Genomic DNA, 24,190 nt, shown 5'->3' on the forward strand with positions numbered 1-24,190 from the left:
ATTACTTATTCGAAGGGGAGACTAAATGAGAGAGAAGATATTTTTAACGCCGGGTGTAAATAGCAATGAGCTTTTAAACAGTCTTGCTATGCATGGTAAGAATACGATAAACATGCGTATTTGTAATTCCGGAGAAATGGCAAGGGTGGCATTTATGCGATCCGGTATACATATTACAGAGGATTTTCTGGATTCCGCAGAGGAAGAGGCAGTAATAGCAAAGGCAGTCGAGGGAGAAGAATATTTTGGTAATGCCACATATTCTGACATTCAGGAGATAACCAGAGCTATAAGAAGGATGCGCTTCCTTGTGGCAGATGATAATGAGGAGAAGGCTCTTGAGGATATCCTTAACAGGGGTATTTTTCAGGAAAAAAACAAGGCACTTTTCAGTGTTTATAAAAAGTATGTGGAGATATTAGCATCGGAGAAGGTTATTGATGCAGTGGCACTGGTGCGAAAGGCTATCGCTGAGTGTAGCAATATTTCTGCAGACTTTTATATTTTAGAGGAATATCCTCTAAGTCCTCTGGAGAAGAAGCTAGTTGAGAAGCTTTCCGATGGAAAATATAAGACGATTAGTATCTGTGAGCTGTACGGAACAATAGGAGAAGCAACAAAGATCTCAGGGTATAAGAATTGTTATGGTGCCCCAAATGAAGTAGAGAGTGTGCTCGAACAGATTTATAAGGAGAAGAAGGCTGATCAGTGTACTGTAGCTGTGACGGATCCGGCTACTTATGGACAGCTTTTTTATGACTATGCGCTGTTATATGACCTGCCGATTACCTTTGGGACTGGGATTCCGATTATAAACTCCAATCCGGCACGCTTGCTTTCACTATACTATGCATGGACTACATCTGGATTCTTTGGAGCGGATGCTGTTAACGCTATGCTAAGTAATGGGGCCTTTGATAAGACTAAGCTTTATGACCAGTTCCCTGAGAGGGATGATGATTTTAGATGGAGCGTTTTTTATGAAGTGCTTGGAGGTTTGAGATTTACTACAGACGAGCAGACGAATAAGCAAAGGCTTCAGGAATTCAAGAAGGCAGTTGAGGAAGAACTGGCAAATCTTGGTGAGAGTGAGGGTAAGAATTATAAGTCTGTTTATCAGAGATACCTTTGTGTTCCTTGCCTTGAGGTAATGGCTAAGGAACTTGCACTTCCTACGGAAACATTTATCTCCAAGTATTCCTATATCAGAAAAGGTTCAGACACTAACAGGGATAGGCTTGTCATGAATCTTGATATCGCTGCAAAGAGTAGTATTTATGAAGATTTGAAAGTCATCAGGGAATCAGGAATTGTACAGGATACAGACAGCATCATATTGAATATTCTAAAGAGTAACGTATGCATACAGAGAAGCGAGCCTGGTAAGATTCATGTAACTTCAATTGATGGGGCAATTACATGTATCAGGGATAACCTTTTTATCATGGGGCTATCAGCTTCAAAATATCCGGGATCACCCAAAGAGAATTATCTCCTTTTGGATGAGGACCTGAAACTTTTCGGAAATGGTGCAGCGTATCTTACATCTGATGCAAAGATTCTGAGGAAAAGGGAACAGCTTCTGAAGCTGGCAAAACTGGCAACATCCCTTGGCTCAAATATTTATGTATCATACGCTGGACTCAACGTATCTGAACTGAAAAAAGATAATGCGTCTTCCATGATATTCGAGCTGTTCAGAGAGGCAAATGGCAAGACTGCAACAGCGAAGGATCTGGATAACAGCATTGAAAAAGTGGATTATTTCAAGCCTTCAATATCATTAACAAGGCTTATTGGTGATGCATACAACCAAGGAAAACTCATCAAAAATGATATGACAGATAGTTCTGGTGAGGACAATATGGGATGGAATCTCGATAAAGAGTATTCACCGACTGCGCTGGAGTCATTCTTTGGTTGTCCGAGAAAATTCTGGCTTAGTTATATCCTGGGAATACCTGAGCCGGAAGAGAAGGATCCTTTTGAGATTATATCTGCTAGTGCAAGTGGAACAATGGCACACGAGCTCATGGAAGAGACAGGTGGAACGGATATCGGAGAAGATGATTTCTTGAAAATGTCAGGTGAGTATTTTGACAGATACATCAAGGAGAATCCTCCGCTTATTGGAGAAAACGTGGAGGCTGTCAAAGAGCAGTTTATGGAGATGATGGAAACAGCATATGAGATGGATCCTCACAGGGAGATTGCGCTTAAGGAGGAAGATATCCATTTTGCGCATGAAAGTGGAGTGAAGCTGAGAGGATTTCCTGATCGTGTTGAGAAGCTTGATGATGGAACATACTTAATAGTTGATTTCAAGACAGCCAGGTCAGTCTCTCATGTTGAAGATGATATAGATACGTGCCTGCAGATAGTTATATATGCATATCTTATGGAGCAGAAAGGATACAAAGTATCCGGGGGAGAGTACCGTTATCTGAGGCTCGGAGATACTGTTAGATGTAAGTACGATGATGAGATGAAAAATAAGCTTTCAGAGAAACTGAACATATTTAAGGAAGCTATGCTTAGAGGTGAATTCCCTATACCGGTAATAGATAAAGAAAACAATCCGTGCAAGTACTGTAAGTATGGTTCTATATGCGGAAAACAGAAAGAGGAAGGAGTGGAGATCTAAATGAGTAATATGAATAATGCACTCGAAAAGGATACAGAATCTCGCAATAAGATCATATCCGAGATAAACACTAACTTCTTTGTTGAAGCCGGAGCGGGTTCCGGTAAGACCACAATGCTCGTCAGCAGGATGGTGGCAATGGTCGAGGCAGGGATCGATATAAGTAAGATCTGTGCCATTACTTTCACCAAGGCAGCAGCTGGTGAGTTTTATGAAAGGTTTCAGAAGCTCCTTATAGAGAGGAGTAATCCTGATTATAAATGGGAGGATAAAGGTTACGCAGGGCAGTTACCCGAGCCCACTGAAGAAACAAGGAAGCTCTGCGAAACTGCCTTGCAGAATATAGATTTATGTTTCATGGGTACGATTGATTCTTTCTGTAGCATGATATTGTCTGAGCATCCTTCAGAAGCTGGGATTCCTTCAGATTCGCAGATAGTGTCGGATGCAGATGTGGATACCATATTTAAGCAGGAGTATGTAAAGATTTGTGATGGTGAGTATGGACCTGCATTAGCTGAAGCTTCAAGGGCTTTCAGGGCTGTGAATAGAAATGCTCAAATTGTGTTTGTTCAGGGCTTATCTCTATTTATGAACAATCGAAATGTTCATTTCAATTACGATGACATGAAATTCATGGATTTTGATAAAGCCATGATGGGAATCAGGGAAGACATTATAAGAGCGTTAAAATGTCTTTGCGAACATCCGGAGTTAGCTTACGAGGGAAATAAGGAAAGTAGAGAAGCATGGGAGAATGTAGGCAGTATAAATAAGATTCTCAAAGGTCGATGGGCAAATGATTTTTCAGGGGTGGTTTATGCTATAAAGCAACTTGAAAATATCAGATTGATACCGGAGGCGTTGGAAAAATATGGAGCATCTTTAGGTGGCTTGTTTGTTCAACACGAAGGTAGAGGGAACTGGCTTGATTTTAAGACTGATAAGGATGAAGCATTATCTGAAAATATGCAGAGAATTCAATATAATATCTCTATGTCATTTTTGAATCTTTGTGTGCCAATTATTGAAGCTGCGATGCTTGAAAAAGGCAATCTTACATTTTTTGATTATCTGTATTATTTGAGAAATATGCTAAGGAAGGATGCAAGCAAAGAGGGGAAACTGATTAATTATATTTACAACAGGCATAGTTATTTTCTTATTGATGAATTTCAGGACACCAATCCTATGCAGGCAGAAGTGTTCTTTTATCTTGCTGCAGAAAGACCTTTGGAAAATTGGAGAGAGTGTGTTCCAAAGCCCGGATCATTGTTTATTGTTGGTGATCCAAAACAGTCTATCTATCGTTTCAGGAGTGCAGATGTTGCTTCGTTCTTGAATGTGAAGAAGCTGTTTGAAAAGAATAATGGAACAATTGCCTATCTAACAAGGAATTTCAGATCAACACTTCCTGTATGTGGGTATTTCAATCGAGTTTTTGGCTCGATGCTTTCAAAGGAAACAGAGAATCAGAGTAAGTATGAAGAGATACCGTTAACGGATGTTCCAAACGAGGATGTGTTCCAGGGTATATATACATACAAGGCATATGCAGGAAAAGATCTTGGAGAATTTGCTGATGAAGCTGACCCTATTAAGATTGCGGATATTATAGAGAGTCTGGTGGGGAGAGAAGATTACAAACTAAAGAGCAGCAGTGATAAAGAACCAAGGCCAATAAAGTATAGTGATTTTATGGTCATAACTGCTAATAAGGCAGACCTGGCTCCGATAATGACAGAGCTTGATTCAAGAGAGATTCCAGCAAAGGTTGAAGGTAACGTTCCATTTGAAGAGAATGAAGCTTTACAGGAAATGTGCAAGCTTTATGCTACTATTGCAGATCCCGAGGATAAGATTGCACTATATGGTGCCCTGAATGGAAAGATATTGGGACTTAGTAAAGCTGCTATCACCAAATTTAAGGCCGAAGGTGGTTATATATCTGCAGGAAAAATTGATAAGGATAGTTTCAGTGATGCTGCCAGGGAAGTTGCTGAAAAATTATCACAAATTGGAGAATTACAGAAAGCGGCTAAGAGACTGTCACCGGCTGCACTTTTTTCAAGAATAATGGATGATTTTAAATTATTCAATAATGTTGAAGCTGAAAATCTTGAAGTTATATACTATACGTTGGAACTAATTAGAAATGCAGAAAAGGATGGAATAATCGTTACGCTTGAGGACGGGGCAAAGTACCTTGCAAAAGTTTCTTCTGGGGAATCTGAGGAGGAAAGATGCCTTAGCCTTAATGAAGGACTTGATTGTGTTCATATGGCTAATCTTCATAAAGTAAAAGGATTGGAAGCACCGATAGTTATATTAGCTGCAGCATCAGCACATAGTAATCCCCCTACCAGACGAATTGTTCATAAAGAAACAGGGGCAGAAGGATATGTGTTTTCGCTCAAGGGGGAGAAGAGCGCAGACGGTAATAGCTATCCACTTTTTGGAACAAGTAGTTTTAAAGATGAAAAAGCTGCTGAAACGGAAGCATCAAAAGCAGAGACGCAACGTCTTATATATGTTGCTGCTACCAGAGCGAGGAATGTTCTTATCATATGCAATAGTGTGAGACTATGGGGTGGCAAGGAAAGATCTGACTGCAAATGGAAGCCAATTATTGAACCTAGTACTCCGGATATATTTGAGACAATAACAAAAGCACCTGCAAAGAAAAAGGAAAAAGTGGAGGAGACTCCTGCTGTAAAGCTTTATGAGATGGCACAAGAAAACTGTGCTCTTAACGATAGAAATGCTGAAAGTATGACGTATTCCGTAGAGTCTCCAAGCAAACTTGTTCTTAAATCAAAGCTGTCAGATATTGATGCGATTGATGCAAATAATGTAGTTCCTACAGATAGCAAGGAGGCAGCAGGCGACAATAATAAGGAGGCCGAGAAGGAAAAGGTTCCTGCAGCACTACTTGGAACAATGGCACATAAATTCATGGAAATGCTGGTTTCGTCAAGGAATCATATGGATGTGTCTGAGGCTATATCTGAGATCATTAAGGAATACAGAACTCATGAAAATGAGCGCTATGAAAAGACTATAGCTGACAGGCTTGGCAAAATGGCATCAGATATCCAGAATGGTGGTTATGAGCAGACTAATGGTGCTCCCAATGATATCCTTGGTACGTTGCTGTCTGCAGATGAGGTATATTGTGAGGTCCCGTTCTGTTATAAGGACAATAATGATGGGACGACCATCTGGAACGGAGTCATGGACGCAATCTATAATAAGGATGGTAACTGGCATATTGTGGATTACAAGACCAATGCAGATGGTAATGAGCTGGATGAGAAGTACAGCGCTCAGCTGAATGCTTATGTTAAGGCGTTTAAAGAGATTACCGGAGAGGATGCTGATGCATTGACGTATCATTTGGGTGTGTGAAAAAGGGATAATAGTATTTGAAATGGCAGGGGAAACCCTGCTATTTCTGTGTTCAGAAAAATGTACATGCTTTTATGTAAACTGTTGGTATAAGTGGGATGAATAATTTATAAACATATAATAAGCAGTTAAAAGAATTGATACAAAGCCGTGCTAAAATTACAATGTGTAAAATCGAGATTAGATTTTATGAATGTAGCCGGAGGGAAAAGATGAATGTTATAGAGCAATTTAAAAAAGAACGGGTGGCTGAAGACATTAAGAGAAGTGATGAAGCGTATAAGCTTATTTATGACTTTCAGAAGGATTTTCCATTAGAGAATATTAAAGCTTTGGCATTGGATGATTATTTATATGTACCATATGACGAGTATAATCCATCACAATCATTTTGCTCACGGATATGGAGAGATATGAATAGCGTTTCCAGCAAGGGAAATGTTAGACCAAATATGTTCGGAATTTATACCTTGAATAATAAGATAGAGATATTTGGTAAATATCTTGAACCATTTGGAGATGATGTTGATGCTGCCTTTACATATCTTAAAAAAGAAATGTATAACATGCTTGTTGAAGTAGGGAAGGACAATTATGAAGCGGTTAAGGCTTGTGAAATCAACAGAGCATTTAGATATAAATTGCTTGAAATATATTATCCAGACAAGTTTATTCATGTTCATACAGAAAAGACCTTGAATGAATATTGCGATAGGATTGGAATATCATATGATCCTAAAGAGGAGCAAGTATATAGGAATCTTGCCTTAAAAGAATGGAAAGATTCTGTCCCGGAATTTTCAGGATGGAACAATTCTTTGTTTATGAGTTTTTGTGTTTGGTTATGCCATAACAATATTAAATTTGATGGCAGTAGTTATGTTGTTAAGGATAATGCAAGTAAAGCCAAGAAGATTGACGAAGAAATATGTGAGACATCATCTATTGGAGAGGTCAAAGAAGCTATTGTAAAAGTAAGAGTGAATCAGGGGATATTTAGAGATTTGCTATTAAGAAAATCTGAAAAATGTTGCCTCTGTGGTGTATCCAATAAAAACCTCCTGATTGCCAGTCATATAAAACCATGGAGTGATAGTACACCGGAGGAAAAGCTACATGTTGAAAACGGTTTGCTGATGTGCCCAAATCATGACAAGCTGTTTGACCAGGGATGGATTTCCTTTGATGATGAAGGCAAAATTATTATTTCTGAACAATTAGGTGATGTTGACAGAATGTATATGAATGTTAATCCTAATTTTGTGATTGAGATGACGGATTCAAAAAAGAAGTATATGCAATACCATAGGGAAAATGTATTTAAAGGATGATGTACTTCTATAGTTTGCTGTAAGCATGTTGAGATGGAGAACAAAATAGTATGACAGAGTGGTTTATTTCGGGAAATCCAAAGAAATTTGACTTGTTTAATGCGTTTCATGATCTGGGTAAGGTTGATTGGAAGCAATCAGCTAACATTGAAGCTGGTGATATAGTTTACATTTATGTGTCTGCTGATCATCAGAAGATACAGTTTAAATGCAAAGTTAATAAAGTGAATTTGCCTAGTGTAGAGATAACTGACAATAAATATAACCTGTCTGGAGAATATGACGGTACTTATGGTAGATATATGGAACTGGAACCGATTGCAGAATTTGACACGGATTTATTTAGCCGTCTTGAGATGGAAAAGCATGGTTTTTCGACTCCGCAAAGTCCTGTTAGGGTTATACCTAAGGTTAAAGTGTACATGGACATTGTGCAGTTTCTCTTAAATGCAGATGAAATGGATCCAGATGAACATGATGGCAGTTATGAATTGGCACGTGAAACAGTACGTGCCTATAAGAACATGGGTGATTTAAGTGGAATTGACTATAAAGATTTGAATCTCTTGTATCATATGGTGATTGGAACTTGGAAGATGAGAATAGAACAGAAAAAGGTTTCTGTAGATAATTCAAATCTGCCTGAGGATGAAAAGAAACGACTAAAAGAATTATTAGATGCCGTATGGGAAAGAGCTAAGGCACATAAATATAAAAATCAAGAAGATGATGAGATTTCTGTTGGGATGTTTGGTACGGGGTTTTATTCATTTGATTCCAAGGATGAAGGCAAGGCTGCAAGAGTATTAATTGGATTGTGCACTGAAATTTTTGATCTCACGGATGATGATGCTATCTATGATATAACAGAAAAGTATTTAGTTGAAGATTTAAAGGGGGTAAAGGCTGCTTCTGCTTCAGTTATGCTACATTGTCTAAAGCCGTTCACGTTCCCGATTTTAAATACAAATTATGGAAACCGTACTATTTATGAATACTTTGGAATTGATCTTACAAAGATGAAGCTCCTGACAACATACGCTGGTAATTGTAGAAAAATTAAGGAGTTTAGAGACAAGTATTTTGGAGTTAAAAATTATAGGATATATGATATTGCAGCTAGAATGGCAAATGTAAAAGATAGTAATTATTTAACAGATGAAACAGAAAATGAGGCATATTGGCCAAGTAAGGAAGAATATGATCCTGGAATTACGACAGAGCAATGGATTGAACTACTTGAAGATTCTGAGGTTACTACAGATAATAACTTGCAAATGTTTGCCATGATGCTAGCTTTTGGTAGGCCTGCAACATGTACCCAGTATGCTGAAAGGTTTGGACAAACAAAGAATTTCTTCAGTTCAGGATCGACTTCTCTTGCAAAAAGGGTGGCAAATAAAACGGGATGTCCTCTTCCGCCTGAGAGGATAAGTGAAAATGCCAGATGGTGGCCAGTCCTTTATATTGGCAGGCAAGCTTCTGGAGAAGAAAAGGGGAGTTATGTTTGGAAACTAAGGGATGAATTAAAGGATGCGCTAGGTGAAGTAGAACTTCCAGAAGTGATGGAGGAAACCATGATGGATTCAGATGCAAAGTTTAGCTTGAATACAATTTTATATGGACCGCCTGGAACGGGCAAAACATATAATACTGTTAAATATGCAGTGGCTATTTGTGAGGGAAAAGACATATCAGATTATGAGGATATGGATTATTCTGAAATACTTGAAAAATATGATTGGTATAAGTCTCAGGGACGCATAGCTTTTACTACATTTCATCAATCCTATGGCTATGAAGAGTTTATAGAGGGCATCAAACCGGTGCTTGGAGCAGATGAGGATTTGGATGAGATAAAGGATATTAAATATGATGTGATTCCAGGAGTATTTAAGGCATTTTGCAAAGAGGCTTCCAGGAAGTGGGTTACTTATGAAAATAATGTTTTTAAGACAGATGAAAATATATGGAAGGTAACTATCCGCCCAAATGTAAAAAAGGATTGCTTTAGTAAAAATCGTATACGAATAGATTTTGGAATGGATGATAAATATGCATCTGGGTTTATAAATGATATTGAGCCTGGAGACATTGTTATAACAACTGACGGATCAAGAACGCGGATTAATGGTATTGCAAAAGTTGAGAGTGAGCAAGCATTTGAATTAGAGGATGAATCAGATAGATTGACCAGAAATGTAAAATGGCTGGCAAAGGATATTGATGTAAATATTCTTGAAATCAATGCGAACAAAATGCTTCATAGAATGACTGTTGCCAGGGTTCCGCATATGAGTTTTGAAGATTTGTTATCGATTATCGAATCTGAGAATGACAAGTTAGCAGGGACATTGAATAAAGAAGATAATCCCTATGTATTTATAATCGATGAGATAAATCGTGGAAATATATCAAAAATATTTGGCGAATTAATTACTCTGATAGAAGATACTAAGCGTGCAGGAGCAGATGAGGCTATGGAAGCGATCCTGCCATACTCCAATGAACTATTTAGTGTACCTAATAATGTATATATACTTGGCACAATGAACACAGCAGATAGGTCGATCGCGTTGATGGATACTGCCCTTAGGCGTAGATTTCAGTTTAAAGAAATGATGCCAAATGCTGACGTTCTTCGGAATATTGGCGCCAATATGGTGGAAGATCTTGATGTAGCAGCCATGCTCGAGAAGATAAATGAACGCATTACATTTCTTTTTGATAGGGAACACACCATAGGACATGCTTTTTTTACAGGACTCAAAGATGAACCTACTGTTGAAAAGCTGGCCAGCATCTTCTCTAGATCCGTTATCCCTTTACTGCAGGAATATTTTTATGAGGATTATCAGAAGATTCAATTTGTCTTGGGAGACAATGCAAAATCGGATGATAGATATAAGTTTATAAAAGATATACCGGTTGTGGCTAAGGATATTTTCAAGGGAAGTGTAGATGATATCATCGATCTTCCTGAAAAGAAATATGTGATTAATACAGAAGCATTTAACGAACTTCAGAGCTATAAAGAAATTATGTGAGAGTGGTGACTTAATGGATAAGCTATTAGAAGTGAGGGAGTTTGACTCCATCATAGGTAATGAGAATTATAAGGACTATGATAACTATAAGTACCTTGATAAGAAGGCATTTGAAGGACTTGTTGGCTTTATCCATGAGTATGTAGGAGATGATGAGAATTCCGATGCGCTGGAATTTATGCGGATAGGTTATAAGCGTAATGTTGGTGATGTTGTTACTATAAAGAATTACGTTGGACTTATCCAAATGAAAAATGGATTCCAGATTCAGGTACTACCAAAAATTGATTTTGGAGGTGCTGAAGATAATGCAGCAATGACAAAGAAAGTCTTCCTTAAGATGCTTCGCAGTATGAAAGACTTCCCGAGTAAGGTGTTTAATGAGGCTTCTCTGAAAGTTGATCGCATGAATTTGTATGAGATATTCATTAATATGTATCTTCAGGAAGTGCGTCAATTAGTGAAGCGTAGTCTAAGATCAAACTATGTTCGTCAGGAAGATAATCTCAGATATTATAAGGGAAAGCTGATGATTAGCCAGCATATCAAGGCAAATCTTGCTCACAAGGAACGGTTTTATGTGGAATTTGATGAGTTTCATCCAAATTGCGCTGAAAATAGGATTGTGAAAGCAACCCTATTGAAGCTGCAGACGCTGACAAGCAGCGCTGAGAATTCAAAAGAGATTCGGCAACTTCTTACAGCATTTGAAATGGTGGAAGCTTCGACCAATTATGAGAAAGATTTCTCTATGATAGTAATAAACAGAAGTACCAAGAAATATGAAATGCTTATCAAGTGGTCTAAAGTATTTCTGATGAATAAGAGTTTTGCAACATTTACAGGGAGTACAAACTCCAGATCACTATTATTTCCAATGGAATCTGTTTATGAAAGTTATGTTGCGCAGCAGATGAAAAAGGTGTTTGGTCCTGATGGATGGGATGTTTCCAGTCAGGATAAAGGGCATTATTTATTCATGCAGCCTAGAAAGCAGTTTGCATTAAGACCGGATATTGTAATCAGAAAAGGTGAGTGCACCGTTATTTTGGATACAAAATGGAAACGCCTCTATAACAATGAGCGTATAAATTATGGAATATCTCAGTCAGATATGTATCAAATGTACGCGTACTCCAAAAAGTATAACACTCCGGATATCTGGTTATTGTATCCCATAAATGAGGATATGCGAGATCATCCACCAATAGAGTTTTACAGCGGAGACAATACATATGTAAGGTTGTTCTTCGTTGATGTGGCGAATATAGAAAAGAGCTTAGATGATTTAAAAAATAGGATTGAGTTGATTGTTCATGAAAAGCAAGCAATTTAAAATTGTCGCTATGCATGATTGGAGGAAATGACGATGTTTGCAACAGGAAATAAGAAGATGCTCAACATGCTCATCCTTGAGGTTCTGAGGACTTATACAGATGATAATCATTCTCTCACGCAGCAAGAAATCATAAGGCTTTTAGATAAGAATTATGGGATGCCCTGCGATAGAAGATCTGTGAAGGCTAATGTCTTGTCCTTGAAGGAGATGGGATACGATATTGATATGGAAGACGGGTATCGCTTGATTTCAAGGGAGTTTGATGATTCTGAGTTACGCATCCTTATAGACAGTGTATTGTTTTCGAAATCAATCTCAACCAAGCAGGCCAAGGACCTGATTGCAAAGATCCAAGGGATGGCAAGCAGTTTTTTCAATGCAAAGGTTTCACATGTCAGTAATCTTCCGGAGTTGCATCGTACAATAAATAAGCAGGCTATGTATGGCTTGGATACGCTTAACGATGCTATAGCAGCTAAGCACCAGGTAAGCTTTATGTATAACGATGTGGGTACAGACTTTAAGTTGCATCCACGCTGGAATATGCGTTACATAGTCAATCCATATCAGATTGTTGCTTGCAACGGTAGGTTTTATCTGATAGGGAATTATGATAAATACAATGATGTTTCGCATTTTAGAATTGATAAGATGACTGATGTGGAGGAGCTTGAGACCAAGGCAAAGCCCATGAAAAATGTTGAAGGGTTGGAGCATGGACTTAATCTTCCCAAACATATGGCAGAACATGTTTATATGTTTAGCGGACCAACAGTAAGCGTAAAGATGGAAACAACACGAAAAGCTTTCTCAGATATAACTGACTGGTTTGGAACAGATATAAAGATAGTTGAGGAAGATGGCGATAAGCTTGTTCTCAAGGTTAACTGCAACGAAAATGCGATGAGATATTGGGCTTTGCAGTATGGACCGAGTGTTGAGATTTTGGAACCGGAATCCTTGAGAAATCAGATTATTGCTGACATTAAGGGGATGGCGAAAAAATATTGTGATTAATCATATTTGTGTGCCCTTATGTTGGTGAGCTTTTCTGTGTACATAAAAATGAACATCGCTTCTGGTATTGTAAAGATATCAGAGAGCGATGTTTTTTATTTGTTTTTCTGATTGCATAGTGCTGGGGGAATTATCGTACAGTTAAAAGAGTAATATGGTATCAGGATAAAATAGTACATGATTTATGGCAATGATTCATATATAAGGAGGAAAAAATGATTATATTACCAAGCGATTTGCAGGCAAAGGCAAGGATGGTTAAACAGTATGAAATGTATTCTGATGAGTTGAAGGTTGATGCCCCAGATTCAATAAAGAAATTGAATGAGGAAGTTTTGCAATGGAAAAATGCACATAAAAGATTAGTAAGACCTGAAATGCCAAGAAACATCCAAGCAAAAGAAGAGTTAGTTAATCAATATAGAGAATGCTTAGGATTACGAGAGGATGCACCGGATCACATCCGAGAATTCCAGGCAGAAATACAAGCCTTCTATGATAAACATGACGGGAATGTGTTGTAAAAGGATTATTAACAGCTATTTAAGTTGGTAGTTACGAAAAGGAGTGTACCCATGAAAGATATTTATTTTACAATTACCGGTATGAATTATTACTACGGTAGTGATTTCCTTAAGAAGGGTATGAAAGTTAAGCTGGTTAAAGAACCAGATAATGAATATGACAAGGAAGCAATCCGGGTTGAGCTTAAGGGACTTGGGAAGATCGGTTATGTTGCAAACAGTCCTCACACTGTTATTGGAGAAAGCAAGAGCGCAGGTCGTATGTATGATCTGATGAAAAAGAAGGCAAAAGCAAAGATTGTTATTGTGACTTCAAAAGGCGCTCTTTGTGAGCTGAAGTCAGATATATAAATGGAATAACGCTATAAGAAGGATAGCGATGAATTTTAGCCTTTCAAAGGAAGTAGCATATGAGTGATGGCATATTTTATGAATACAAAAAATGTTTATGAAAATTTCACTATTTAAAAATACAGATTATATCAAGAATTCCGCTCTGTGAGTGGATTTGCGACGATTATAATGTGGTAGAAATAAACGAATGGCGGTATAATTATAATCGCAGTATGAATAATTTTACCATTAAAGATTTTTGTATATCTGAAAGATAAGGCTATGGGGAAGCCTCCTATTAGCTTTGTCTTTTTTTATATGCTAATGATTCGAAATAAAGCTTTGGAGGAAGCGACATATGAAGAAAAATCTTGGACTAATTCTAATAGTAATGATAGTAAGTGGGATGCTAAGTGGAGCTGTCACGATAAAATCATATGCTGCTGAGACTAAGGAAGTTAAAAAGGAAACAATTGTTGGAAAAACATATGATCTTGGTGAAAAGGATGCATATGATATAAGTAAGGCTCAAGAAGTAAAGGATTCCGCAAAACGTTTATATGTGGAAGGAGATATTTCAGAAGTATCCACGCAAAATGGATTTTTGTGTTATGCAGTTAAATCGGATAATCTGAAGATTTTTGTTGATGATAAGTTTGGGAAGGATCTATTTGAACAGAAGGATAGTAAAAAATGGCATGTAATTACTGACAAGTCCAAAACGGTTGATAGTGCTAAGCTTTCAGAAAATATCGGAAGTGGAGCTATTATTGTGCAGACCTCTAAGGATGGAAAAACATGGGTGAATATGGACTCAGAGGTTGATATTTACAATAAGGCAGACAGTATAAATAAGAGAGTTGTAGCGGGTGAAGAAATAGAAGCTTTCTATAAGGCAACAAACGTTCAACTTACTAATGGATGCTATTACAGATTTATAGTTGCATATAAGCTAGAGCGAGAGGTGGAACCGTCCAAGGTTTTGTTTGTGGATGTTAAAAAGACTGAGGAAAAGGAGCGGATAGAAGTATATCAGTTTTATGCATATGATCCTTCAGTTGATAAGAAAGAGCAGTTGAATAAAAAGGATGCATATGAGTTTAGTGATGTTAAGCGTGTAGAGAGTAAGGATGGCTTTAAAAATGCGGAAGATATCTCAAGTGATGATCCACATAATGATTGGATTATGGGGAGATTTTATGTAAGTGGTTATACTTCTGTGAAAAAGGATGATAAAGATATCCCTGTATTCTTAAAGGTACCAGGCGATAGAGCAGCTTTGTGGTTTGATTTGGAACAGCAAATAGATAAGTGCAATGGACAATCCGATATAAAGGTAGATGTTATTTCCGATGGATCTGATATTCATTTTGGTACTCCGACTATAAAAAATGTCGGAAGAGGAATGCTTATTATTCGTAAAATTAATAAAAATAATAAAAAAGAGCGGCAGATTTATACAAATTATCTTGAAGCATCAGCAACTTCTGGTGCGAATACTAGAGTAGACCTTTTTGAGGAAGGTGATTATGAAGTTGCTTTAGACTATCAGCTTCATTATGATAAGCCATTTGTATTTAAAACGACAACGACAAAGACGCTGGCATATAGAGTATATTTTGAATTTAAAATAAGAAATGGTAATATTGACAAGTTTATTAGACGGGTAGATGACAATAGTTTTGTCAGCAACTCAGGAATAGCAGAGAATGGATTCTATATCGATGTAGCAAATTCACAATATCTTGATATACATATTAAGAGGGAAATCCTTACAGATAGTATGGATGGCATTGTGGAAGATAACAAGTTCTCAGGAATGGGAAAGGAAGGAAGGAATTATACTGACGAGGGAATATATACAGTTACTATAAGTAATTCAGCAACTGGAGATAGTGAATCGCAAAGAGTTTATGTCGGCAAAAAGGACATTATGCGGGTTCATATGAAGACAGGAATGCCTATAAATGAAATAAATGAGTTACTTAAAGAAGAAGGTGCTTATATCGAAAATGATCAGATAATTATTCCTGAGCCTGAGCCTGAGCCAGAACCAGAGCCAGAACCAGAAATTGAAATTCAAAATGATTCAGAGAGCGTGGGTGAAGAAAATACGGATGGAAATGGCAACGGGGCTGAAGAAAAGAAGAATAAGACAGAAAATGTAGACGAAGCAAAGGCAAATGCTGCAGAAGCTAAAGAAACAACAGATAGTAAAAAAGACATAGCAACCCAAAACAAAACAAAGGAAAAGAAATCTGATAAGTCTGATGATAAAACAAATTCTAAGGTTACACAGACAAGTAATGAGCAAAAAAATTTGGATGAAGAAAATCAGACTAAAAAATCTCCAAGTGGAGTAGTTTTTTTTGCAATCATTATAGTAGTAGGCGTTGCTTTAGTAGTGGCTTATAAAAACAAGGAAAGAATCAATTCAATGATTAAGAAGGGAGGAGATGACAAATGAAAAAGCTTATGGCAATATTTTTGAGTTTGGCTTTACTAACAGCTTCTTGTGCATCTCCTACGGATGCTAATAGTTTTACTGATTCGTCATTGGAAGTTAAAGAGAGTGAGCAAGAAGAGAACTCTACCCAGATTGAATCAGGAAGCAACACAGTAGATATTAATTATTCTTCAAGTATTTCCTCTGATAGTGATTCCGTAGAAAAAAAGGATAACCTTGATATAAAGGTCAAGGGCCTCGATGATGAAAAACTACTTACTTATGTTGAGGATAATATTTATTTAAACCTTGTTGAGCAATTAGGGAGTGAGGATTATTTCGTTGAGAATGTTGAAGCGATATACTATCCCAAAGAATATATAGAAGCTTTATCTTCAAATTCTCAGGCTAATGTTTATTTTGGATATACGGCTGCAGAATTAGATGATGCTTTTAAAGGAACAAAGTATGTTTTTACTTTAGGCGAAGATGGGCAAACTGTAGTTGTGCCAATGGAGACGGTATCGGATGATATTTATGTAAAGGCAATGGAAGATGTACTAATAGGTAGTGGTGTAATATTAGTATGTGTTACTGTTTCGATGGTATCAGCTCCAGCTTTGCCAGCTGTTAGCGTGATTATGGCAGCATCTGCGTCTACAGGAACAACATTTGCTCTTAGCTCAGGAGGGCTGGCTTTTGTTGCTGCAGCAATTACAAAGGGATATGAAACGGAAAGCTTTGATCAGGCAATGAAGGCTGGTATCGTAGCTTCAGGAGATGGTTTCAAGTGGGGAGCAATTACAGGAGCTGTTTTAGGAGGTGGTGGTAAAGCCATAGCTTTGAAAGGAGCGACAGTAAATGGGCTCACTATGAATGAAGTAGCGAAAATCCAAAGAGAATCAAAGTATCCACTTGAGGTGATAAAGCAGTTCAAGAGTTATAAAGAATATGAGGTATACAAAAAAGCAGGATTGTATACAAAAATGGTCAATGGAAAGTTAGCGTTGGTAAGAGATATTGATCTTGAGTTTGTTTCGGAATTGCCTAATGGAGAGAAAGTGACTAATTTGGTAAGGATGAAAAAGGGATATGCACCAATAGATCCAGCAACTGGTAAAGCATATCAACTGCATCATATAAATCAAAATCCTAATGGGACTCTTGCGATTTTGACTGAGTCAGAACATCAAGGCAATTCGGCTATTCTTAATCTTTTTGGCAAAGAATCAGAAATAGATAGGGCAGCATTTGATAAAATAAGAAAAGAATTTTGGATGAAGTATGCTGCAAATCTATTATAAGGAGACAATAAATGAATATTCAGGATATTCTTAATGAGAAAGAAGATGTTATAACTGGCAAAGGGGCTTCTTTAGAGCTGATTGAAAAAGCTGAATCAGAGTTAGGAATTTCTTTTTCAGCTGATTATAAGGATTACCTTAAAACAGTGGGATTGGTGATGTGTAATGGCCATGAGCTGACAGGGCTTGGTAATAGTGAAAGAACAAATGTTGTTGATGTAACTAAACATATGAGAGAATTAAGAAAAGATATACCGGATGATTGGTATGTTATTGAAAATATGAATATAGATGGGGCATGTATGTGGCAAAATTCGTTAGGAGAAGTATACTTTAATAAGAAGAAGGAGGCAGACTCTTTTTATAGCTACTTAAGAGACTTGTAATCCTTTTGGTCTTAAAAAAGACGGATCTATGTTACTATTCACAGATAAATGGAAGTGAAGAATGAAGCTCACATCAGTGGGCTTTATTTTTATTGTTGAAACGGTTAGAATCTTTGTATTAAGCAAATCGGAGTTTATGGATGAGTGGGATGAAAAAAGTAATATACTATTACAGCGGAACAGGAAATAGTTTAAGGGCAGCCATCACGATTGCAGAGTCACTTGATGGAGCTGTTTTATACAGCGTAAGAAATGATTCACAAAAGGTCTCAGCCAATGACGCTGATGTTATAGGATTTGTGTGTCCTGTATATGAATGGGATGTTCCTGGTACCTTTAAATCCTTTATCGAAAATATTGATATAAATCCAAACGCATATATATTTATGGTTGCAACCTATATTGCTGTTCATGGTCGTTGTTTTGAAACAGTCGAAGATATTCTTTCAAAGAAGAATGCGCATCTTTCCTACGGACGAGCTTTACGCTGTGTAGCAAGCCAGTGTACTGCCTATCCTCCATTCCCTCCAGAAAAACTCATGCTACCATATATGGAACGACAAACAAAAAAGATTTGTAGTGAAATTGTCGCAAGAAAGAACGTGCCATATCCGCATATGTCGGCACTAACAAGAAGACGTTATCAAAATACCATGGGACCATATATTGCAATAGAACATGAGTATGATAAAGGGTTTTATACAGATGATAGATGCATAGGATGCAGCACTTGTGAAAAGGTTTGTCCAAATCAAAACATAACAATGTCAGAAAGACGCCCGGTATGGAATCATCATTGTCATGGATGTAATGCTTGCGTTGTATATTGCCCGACTAAAGCTATTCAGTTCAAGACACCAAAGGCTTATCAGGAGCTTGGTACTTTCATATCCAAGATCTTAAGGTTGCCAGAAAAGCGCAAACGATATCATCATCCACTTATTAAAGCTGGCGATTTAATGAAAGATATAATACACATTGAATAATGGTTGTATAAGCTAATTTATATATTTAAATTCAAGTTTGTCGGGATGAACGTTGGAACATAAAACCGGAATTAAATGTGGTTATAGCCAATTCTGTAATTAAATACTGCAGAAGTGGCTATTTTATTGCCTTTAATGTGTTTCATAAAACAAATGTTTTTCGCTACATCTTTTGGTTTATGTATAATAGGGATTGAAGGGAATATGGAAACAAAAGTGTGAACAATTAATACATAGGCTGGAGGTTAGCTTTGAAACTGTATAGAAAGATAGAGACGGGCGCGAGAACTTACAATTATTTCTGCCCTGTTTTTGTCGGTGACAGACTAATATATTTTGTTTTGAATAATGATTCCGCATTCATCAGGTGCGAGGACGTAGTCGAAGGCGATGTTGTCTGGGAGTATTTTGTTAATGATGCTTTTACGAGCAGGTGCGTCAAGCAGCTGTACGGTGGAATTGTGTGGCAGAATAGAATTATATTTGCAACCGAGCGGATGATTTTGTCGCTTGATCTTGAGACCGGCACTGAACAATCAGAAATGAAAGTTTTGACAGATAAACCAGACCTATCTGTTGTGGGAAACAATCTTTTCGTTACAAGTGGTAATGAGATAATCAAGATTGACCTTATTAAGGGCAAAATAATAAAAAGGAAGAAATATAGGGTCAAGTGGCTTGTGGGACCGGTTCTGGAAGATGACGGAAAGCTGTATGTTGCCACGTCGAATTCCAAGATTCTCAGAATCAGCAACGACGATTTAACGGAGACGCTTAATTATAAGTACCCCGGAACTTGGAGCGTGGGCGTGCCTGCGGGAATAGTTGGTGACAGAATCGTGGGCTCTTCATATTCGCAGTATGTGATTTGCTTTGATAAGAATACAGGTGAACCATTATGGCAAAAGAAAAAGAAGGCCGGTTCGGAACCCTCTCAAGTGATTGATGCCGATAAGGGAATCATCTATAGTTGCGAAAATATTAACAACAAACATATTACTGCTTTGCGGATCAGTGACGGTAAGAAGCTGTGGGATAAAGAAACCGAAATATGGGAAATTACCGATATTGATTCCAAATCTATGGCTGGATTCCTAAAGTCCGATAACGGTGATTATGAATTTGTACAGATAGATAAAATGACTGGAGAACTCATTGCGGCCCAAGACATTCCCAAAATGCACAAGAGCTTGGAAGAACCGTTTCGCAGTTATAGTATGCCTATGGAAATAGTGCACTCAGACCGATTTGTGGCCTTTGTCTGTGGGACAGGTGACATCTATCAAATACAATGGTGAAAGATTGGATATGGATAAACAACAAATGATAAAAGGACTATTCTTCGATTTTGATGGTGTTATCACAATGGAGAAGCAAGGATCTCCAACGATAATATCTTATATTTCTAAAGTAACCAATATTCCATATGAAATGGTAAATAATGCTTATTGCAAGCATAATCATGACTTGCTATATGGAAGTATTACGCATAAAGACATATGGAAGCAGTTTTGTGAAGATATAGGTTATTCGTTGGATTATCAAGTGTTGGAAAGCGCATTTATGAATATTACTATCGACAAGAAGATGCTTCAGTATATAAAGGATAGGCATGACCATTACCTAATTGGAATGATAACCGACAATAAAGCTGATAGAATAAAAACCATTGTAAGCAACACCGAACTTAAGGAATTGTTTAATGTGATAATAATTTCGGCAGATGTTCATAGTAGAAAATCTGAGAGAAAAATATTTGAAGAAGCCTTAAAACAGTCCGGTCTTAAGGCAGAAGAGTGCATATTTATTGATAATACAGCGTCAAATTTGAAGATACCTTCTGAAATGGGATTTACTACAATATATTTTGACGATGAAAAAAGAGATTATAGTAGTTTGTATTGTTTTTGATTTATCTAAATTACAGGATAAAACTCTTTTCCCTAGGGAAAGAGAACGTTATATTTGAAGATTATTTCGTAACAAGTGAAGAAGTAGTACTGGGGCATAAATTAGTGGATCTATGAATGGTGTACAAAATAATGAACATCGCTTCTGATATCATGGTGGTATCCGGAAGCGATGTTTTTATTTGTAGTAATGAGAATGAAAATGTTTGAAACAATATGTCGGAAAGAAACTGAATATGCTATTTTGTGAGAGACCTCTTCGGAGGTCTTTTTATTTTGCTATGGGATTATAATCGCACAAATATGAGATTGTAATCTCATGGATTGGGGTCTTGTGTATTGCTAAACTTTTTTATGGAGGGTTAAATAAATGGCAGATCGCAATATTGTTGAGACCGTTGACTTTTTCATAGAAATATTGGATGAAAGAGACTTGAATATTGGTTTTCTGGTAGAGAATACAAATCTAAACAGAAAGACAATAACAAACTTTTTAGGAAAAAAGTGGAAGTCATGCCCTAAGTATGACACAGCTGAGGAGATAGCACATGCCCTTGGATATGAGCTGTCAGAGGTTTTGAGGAAGGATGATTCGGAGTTAGTTGCGCTGGATCCCGTTGAGATAGAGAGACGAAGGAAGTTCCAGTGTCTCAGTCCTGAAAGACAAAAGCTGATAGATGAAATGCTGAACCAATGTTATGAAAATGAGATAAATAGCATAAATAAGAAGTAAGAAACCGGACATATTAGTTTTAATGTGATCCGGTTTTGTTATTTTTTCATTTATGTGGAGGTGGAATTAAATGTGTAAGACAAGCAGGAAATCAGAGGACTATAGGGCTGCAGCAAGGATGTGCAGAGATGAGGGGCATTCAGAGGACAGGGTTCTGGCCATATGCGGGATGCTGTGCAATGGCTATCGTGAAAAATTTCAGGGTGCCAACAATACTCCCCATAAGAAGATGACAGACGGACAGACTAAAGAAAGCAAACTTGGATGCCGTGATACATTTTTGTATGCCTTTGAGAAATCTGTTGAGGAATCCATGAAAGTTCATTCGGAGCTGATAGACAATCTTATTGAACTTGCCTGGTTCAAGCCGCAGATTGATAAGATCCTTGATAGGGTAAAGGACTTCAGATGGAAGGATCATGGTTACGTATACAAGCGTATTCTGGAGCTTACATATTTTGATGAGGAATACCGTCCGAACAATGTGATTTACGACATGATCGGGATTGGAAAAACGGAATATTATGCCAAGAGAGATATTGCCATTATTGTATTTGGAATGCAGATGTGGATCTATTGCAAAAAGCGTCAGATCGAGGATATGGATAAGGGAAGGATTCCATGGAAAGATATTCCTAAAGGATATGATGATTTGACTAAACTTGTTCCTATAGAGGAACTTTAATCATAAGTTTTCTGAATTGTTATGGAATTCGCAAAGAAGTTGCGCAATTACCGAACTCCGTCCGAACCACGGATTTATGATCTGGTGTTACAATGATTTTGTTTTTGGGAACAAAATAGAAAAATCATTTATGAAGGAGGAGATTTACAATTGAATAAGGAAACTGCACAGACTTTGCGTGTGGCTTGTTGTACCTACGACGGGGTGCCGATGCATGAGGGCTATGTCACTGATGGATGGATGAGATGTCCTGAGTGCGGGCGTCTTTACAGGGTTATCATCAACGATGAAAAAGTTGTCGTGATCGAGGATAAGAAGCTTGTGGGAAGACACAGGGCAATCCTTCGCTGGCCGGCAAACTGACATGCCTAGATGCGGTTTAGCGAATGATAAAGTTGGGGTTTGATCTATATTAATATAGTACATTCGTTACACAGTTTTCTTATTTGAGGGGAGATAAATAAAATTAAATACTTTGAGGAGCATTGCATTTGAGTGCAAAACAGCATCCCCTTCAGGGATTTGACTGACCTGCCCATGCATGCTCCAAGAGTTTGCCTAGTGCTTGGATGCTGAAATTACGCAGGGGAAGTCTGCAAAACGGAAAATGAAACCATATTTATTTATGGTCTGTTTTCATTAACGTTTTGCAGGCTTCTCTTTTTGTTGCCAAAACATACAGCACTGGGCAGGTGGAGTTTTCCGTTTTCAGACTCCGGAAAAGGAGAGATATGAAAACAAAGGAAATGGAAACGATTGGAGGAAGACTCAGGAAGTTGAGAGAGGATGCTGGTATAGGACAGAAGGAGCTTGCAGCGGAATTCTATCTGTCAAATAAGACAGTAGTATCTGCCTATGAAAGAAACATGAGGGCTATACCGGTTGAAGTGATTGTGATGTATTCGGATAAGTTTAAGGTTACGACGGATTGGATATTAAAGGGAAAACCAGAATCACTTATTGACTGGAAACAGCTAAATGATGTTCTTGGAAATTCAGAAATGATTGAGCTATATGAGAGCCTTGCTGATCCGGAAATAAAAAGAGTCGCAAGGGAACAAATGCGAGCCTTGACCATGCTTAGAAAATAGCAGGAGTTTGGTTATAAGGGTGAGAGTGTTTTTCGGTATACAAATACGATACCGAGTATACAGCAAATTGCTGGTGAGGTGCAGGTTCCCGGGCTTATGATTTAAGAGTCTTAAGACAATATGAATATTCAACAAGCATCATTTCAAAGGAGGGGGACGATGGCAAAAGAGAACGTTGTTATGACTTACAGCAAGAAATCTGCAGCGAAGAGGGTGGATTTTATTATGGACAACTATTCAGTCTTTGAGCAGATGATCGAAGGCGAAGAAGAATGTCTGTATGTGAAGATCCGCAGAGAGCAGCAAGAGCTCAGAAGAAAGCGTGATGATCTTGGAGTGAGAGTACAGACTTCAAACATCTGTGATATTACCGGAGACACTGCTACAGCTAATGCAGATGTGAGTATGGGAATCAAAAATGGTGATTGGAAGCTGGCAGCGAAAGGAACTAAGCACTGCGCCACGTACCGACATGCCATTGAGACGCTCCAACTCATGAAAGATGATTACAGCATTGTCAGATCGCAGCTCAAGGGAATCAAGGATGAGGACAATCTTTTTCACAGATATCTCAATGGTGAGATGAAAAATGATGAGCTGGCTGACACCGCAAACATTACAACAAATGCTTTAAGGGCCAGAATTTGTAGGTTTAGGTCAGAGCTAAGAAACAGAGCACTTAATTTCATAGAAGATGAAGCGATGTGCGCATAAGGAGGATATGAAATATGGCAACACCAAAGAGACAAAAATATGAAGGGTTACCGGAATATATCAGAAGGGAAGATGCTTCCTATTTTTTCCAGATAGGTGACGACACGATAGACAAGTTGGCGGAGGAATGTGGAGCCAAAAGAAAAGTGAGATCAATGGTTCTCATAAACAGAAAGATTTTCAGTGAGTACATTGAAAGCTTTCAGTATGTGAAATAAGAATATGAAAAATGAATAAGACACGGCATGATTAGAATATTATTGATGGGGACAGAATAATCCTTCATAATAAA

General features: G+C 37.7%; 20 protein-coding genes. All 20 read left to right on the forward strand.

Features of this window, described 5'->3' with window-relative positions; genetic code table 11:
* The first annotated feature begins 25 nt into the window (after nucleotides 1-25).
* The 20 genes from G596_RS0111440 (at nucleotide 26) to G596_RS0111535 (ending at nucleotide 24,116) form a co-directional block, all read left to right on the forward strand.
* Complete coding sequence (locus G596_RS0111440; protein WP_022761979.1) at nucleotides 26-2,644, forward strand: PD-(D/E)XK nuclease family protein; 2,619 nt, start codon at nucleotides 26-28, stop codon at nucleotides 2,642-2,644.
* Nucleotides 2,645-6,052, forward strand: coding sequence for a UvrD-helicase domain-containing protein (locus G596_RS0111445; protein WP_022761980.1), 3,408 nt, complete (start codon nucleotides 2,645-2,647; stop codon nucleotides 6,050-6,052).
* Nucleotides 6,053-6,264: 212 nt separating this feature from the next.
* Nucleotides 6,265-7,383 carry an HNH endonuclease gene (locus G596_RS23845; RefSeq protein ID WP_022761981.1) on the forward strand — a complete coding sequence of 373 codons (1,119 nt, stop codon included), beginning with the start codon at nucleotides 6,265-6,267 and terminating at the stop codon, nucleotides 7,381-7,383.
* 50 nt (nucleotides 7,384-7,433) lie between these two features.
* Complete coding sequence (locus G596_RS25535) at nucleotides 7,434-10,430, forward strand: AAA family ATPase (protein WP_022761982.1); 2,997 nt, start codon at nucleotides 7,434-7,436, stop codon at nucleotides 10,428-10,430.
* A gap of 13 nt (nucleotides 10,431-10,443) precedes the next feature.
* Nucleotides 10,444-11,766: an McrC family protein gene (locus G596_RS0111460; RefSeq protein WP_022761983.1), complete on the forward strand. Its 1,323-nt coding sequence runs from the start codon at nucleotides 10,444-10,446 to the stop codon at nucleotides 11,764-11,766.
* A gap of 33 nt (nucleotides 11,767-11,799) precedes the next feature.
* Nucleotides 11,800-12,786 (forward strand): helix-turn-helix transcriptional regulator, encoded by a 987-nt coding sequence (locus G596_RS0111465; RefSeq protein ID WP_022761984.1) that lies wholly within the window; start codon nucleotides 11,800-11,802, stop codon nucleotides 12,784-12,786.
* A 215-nt stretch (nucleotides 12,787-13,001) separates the two neighbouring features.
* Nucleotides 13,002-13,310, forward strand: coding sequence for a hypothetical protein (locus G596_RS0111470; protein ID WP_022761985.1), 309 nt, complete (start codon nucleotides 13,002-13,004; stop codon nucleotides 13,308-13,310).
* 51 nt (nucleotides 13,311-13,361) lie between these two features.
* The gene (locus tag G596_RS0111475) at nucleotides 13,362-13,661 is read left to right on the forward strand and encodes an HIRAN domain-containing protein (RefSeq protein ID WP_022761986.1); all 300 of its coding nucleotides are present in this window, start codon (nucleotides 13,362-13,364) and stop codon (nucleotides 13,659-13,661) included.
* A 340-nt stretch (nucleotides 13,662-14,001) separates the two neighbouring features.
* Nucleotides 14,002-16,110 carry a hypothetical protein gene (locus tag G596_RS21900; protein ID WP_022761987.1) on the forward strand — a complete coding sequence of 703 codons (2,109 nt, stop codon included), beginning with the start codon at nucleotides 14,002-14,004 and terminating at the stop codon, nucleotides 16,108-16,110.
* Entirely contained in the window at nucleotides 16,107-17,393 is a 1,287-nt protein-coding gene (locus G596_RS23855) for an HNH/ENDO VII family nuclease (RefSeq protein ID WP_022761988.1), read from the forward strand. Before G596_RS21900 ends, G596_RS23855 begins: the two co-directional genes overlap by 4 nt.
* 11 nt (nucleotides 17,394-17,404) lie before the next feature.
* Nucleotides 17,405-17,779, forward strand: coding sequence for an SMI1/KNR4 family protein (locus G596_RS21910; protein WP_022761989.1), 375 nt, complete (start codon nucleotides 17,405-17,407; stop codon nucleotides 17,777-17,779).
* 149 nt (nucleotides 17,780-17,928) lie between these two features.
* Nucleotides 17,929-18,765, forward strand: coding sequence for an EFR1 family ferrodoxin (locus G596_RS0111495; protein WP_196805219.1), 837 nt, complete (start codon nucleotides 17,929-17,931; stop codon nucleotides 18,763-18,765).
* A 251-nt stretch (nucleotides 18,766-19,016) separates the two neighbouring features.
* Nucleotides 19,017-20,063: an outer membrane protein assembly factor BamB family protein gene (locus tag G596_RS0111500; RefSeq protein WP_022761991.1), complete on the forward strand. Its 1,047-nt coding sequence runs from the start codon at nucleotides 19,017-19,019 to the stop codon at nucleotides 20,061-20,063.
* Entirely contained in the window at nucleotides 20,029-20,676 is a 648-nt protein-coding gene (locus G596_RS0111505; RefSeq protein WP_155829882.1) for an HAD-IA family hydrolase, read from the forward strand. Before G596_RS0111500 ends, G596_RS0111505 begins: the two co-directional genes overlap by 35 nt.
* Before the next feature lie 369 nt (nucleotides 20,677-21,045).
* Nucleotides 21,046-21,408: a hypothetical protein gene (locus tag G596_RS0111510; protein WP_022761993.1), complete on the forward strand. Its 363-nt coding sequence runs from the start codon at nucleotides 21,046-21,048 to the stop codon at nucleotides 21,406-21,408.
* Between the two features lie 70 nt (nucleotides 21,409-21,478).
* Nucleotides 21,479-22,093 carry a hypothetical protein gene (locus G596_RS0111515; RefSeq protein WP_022761994.1) on the forward strand — a complete coding sequence of 205 codons (615 nt, stop codon included), beginning with the start codon at nucleotides 21,479-21,481 and terminating at the stop codon, nucleotides 22,091-22,093.
* 150 nt (nucleotides 22,094-22,243) lie between these two features.
* A complete protein-coding gene (locus G596_RS0111520) occupies nucleotides 22,244-22,456 on the forward strand; it encodes a hypothetical protein (protein ID WP_022761995.1) in 213 nt (70 codons plus the stop codon).
* Nucleotides 22,457-22,824: 368 nt separating this feature from the next.
* The gene (locus tag G596_RS21915; RefSeq protein ID WP_022761996.1) at nucleotides 22,825-23,184 is read left to right on the forward strand and encodes a helix-turn-helix domain-containing protein; all 360 of its coding nucleotides are present in this window, start codon (nucleotides 22,825-22,827) and stop codon (nucleotides 23,182-23,184) included.
* A gap of 159 nt (nucleotides 23,185-23,343) precedes the next feature.
* The gene (locus G596_RS0111530) at nucleotides 23,344-23,898 is read left to right on the forward strand and encodes a hypothetical protein (protein ID WP_022761997.1); all 555 of its coding nucleotides are present in this window, start codon (nucleotides 23,344-23,346) and stop codon (nucleotides 23,896-23,898) included.
* 14 nt (nucleotides 23,899-23,912) lie between these two features.
* Complete coding sequence (locus tag G596_RS0111535) at nucleotides 23,913-24,116, forward strand: DUF6462 family protein (protein ID WP_022761998.1); 204 nt, start codon at nucleotides 23,913-23,915, stop codon at nucleotides 24,114-24,116.
* Nucleotides 24,117-24,190 lie beyond the last annotated feature (74 nt).

Origin of the sequence: Butyrivibrio sp. AD3002 (assembly GCF_000420905.1) — a bacterium.
Classification (GTDB): domain Bacteria; phylum Bacillota; class Clostridia; order Lachnospirales; family Lachnospiraceae; genus Butyrivibrio.

Bases quoted from the DNA above. Each gene is read 5' to 3' on its own strand.
- G596_RS0111440 (WP_022761979.1), top strand. From the start codon at position 26: ATGAGAGAGAAGATATTTTTAACGCCGGGTGTAAATAGCAATGAGCTT.
- G596_RS0111445 (WP_022761980.1), top strand. From the start codon at position 2,645: ATGAGTAATATGAATAATGCACTCGAAAAGGATACAGAATCTCGCAAT.
- G596_RS23845 (WP_022761981.1), top strand. From the start codon at position 6,265: ATGAATGTTATAGAGCAATTTAAAAAAGAACGGGTGGCTGAAGACATT.
- G596_RS25535 (WP_022761982.1), top strand. From the start codon at position 7,434: ATGACAGAGTGGTTTATTTCGGGAAATCCAAAGAAATTTGACTTGTTT.
- G596_RS0111460 (WP_022761983.1), top strand. From the start codon at position 10,444: ATGGATAAGCTATTAGAAGTGAGGGAGTTTGACTCCATCATAGGTAAT.
- G596_RS0111465 (WP_022761984.1), top strand. From the start codon at position 11,800: ATGTTTGCAACAGGAAATAAGAAGATGCTCAACATGCTCATCCTTGAG.
- G596_RS0111470 (WP_022761985.1), top strand. From the start codon at position 13,002: ATGATTATATTACCAAGCGATTTGCAGGCAAAGGCAAGGATGGTTAAA.
- G596_RS0111475 (WP_022761986.1), top strand. From the start codon at position 13,362: ATGAAAGATATTTATTTTACAATTACCGGTATGAATTATTACTACGGT.
- G596_RS21900 (WP_022761987.1), top strand. From the start codon at position 14,002: ATGAAGAAAAATCTTGGACTAATTCTAATAGTAATGATAGTAAGTGGG.
- G596_RS23855 (WP_022761988.1), top strand. From the start codon at position 16,107: ATGAAAAAGCTTATGGCAATATTTTTGAGTTTGGCTTTACTAACAGCT.
- G596_RS21910 (WP_022761989.1), top strand. From the start codon at position 17,405: ATGAATATTCAGGATATTCTTAATGAGAAAGAAGATGTTATAACTGGC.
- G596_RS0111495 (WP_196805219.1), top strand. From the start codon at position 17,929: ATGAAAAAAGTAATATACTATTACAGCGGAACAGGAAATAGTTTAAGG.
- G596_RS0111510 (WP_022761993.1), top strand. From the start codon at position 21,046: ATGGCAGATCGCAATATTGTTGAGACCGTTGACTTTTTCATAGAAATA.
- G596_RS0111515 (WP_022761994.1), top strand. From the start codon at position 21,479: ATGTGTAAGACAAGCAGGAAATCAGAGGACTATAGGGCTGCAGCAAGG.
- G596_RS21915 (WP_022761996.1), top strand. From the start codon at position 22,825: ATGAAAACAAAGGAAATGGAAACGATTGGAGGAAGACTCAGGAAGTTG.
- G596_RS0111530 (WP_022761997.1), top strand. From the start codon at position 23,344: ATGGCAAAAGAGAACGTTGTTATGACTTACAGCAAGAAATCTGCAGCG.
- G596_RS0111535 (WP_022761998.1), top strand. From the start codon at position 23,913: ATGGCAACACCAAAGAGACAAAAATATGAAGGGTTACCGGAATATATC.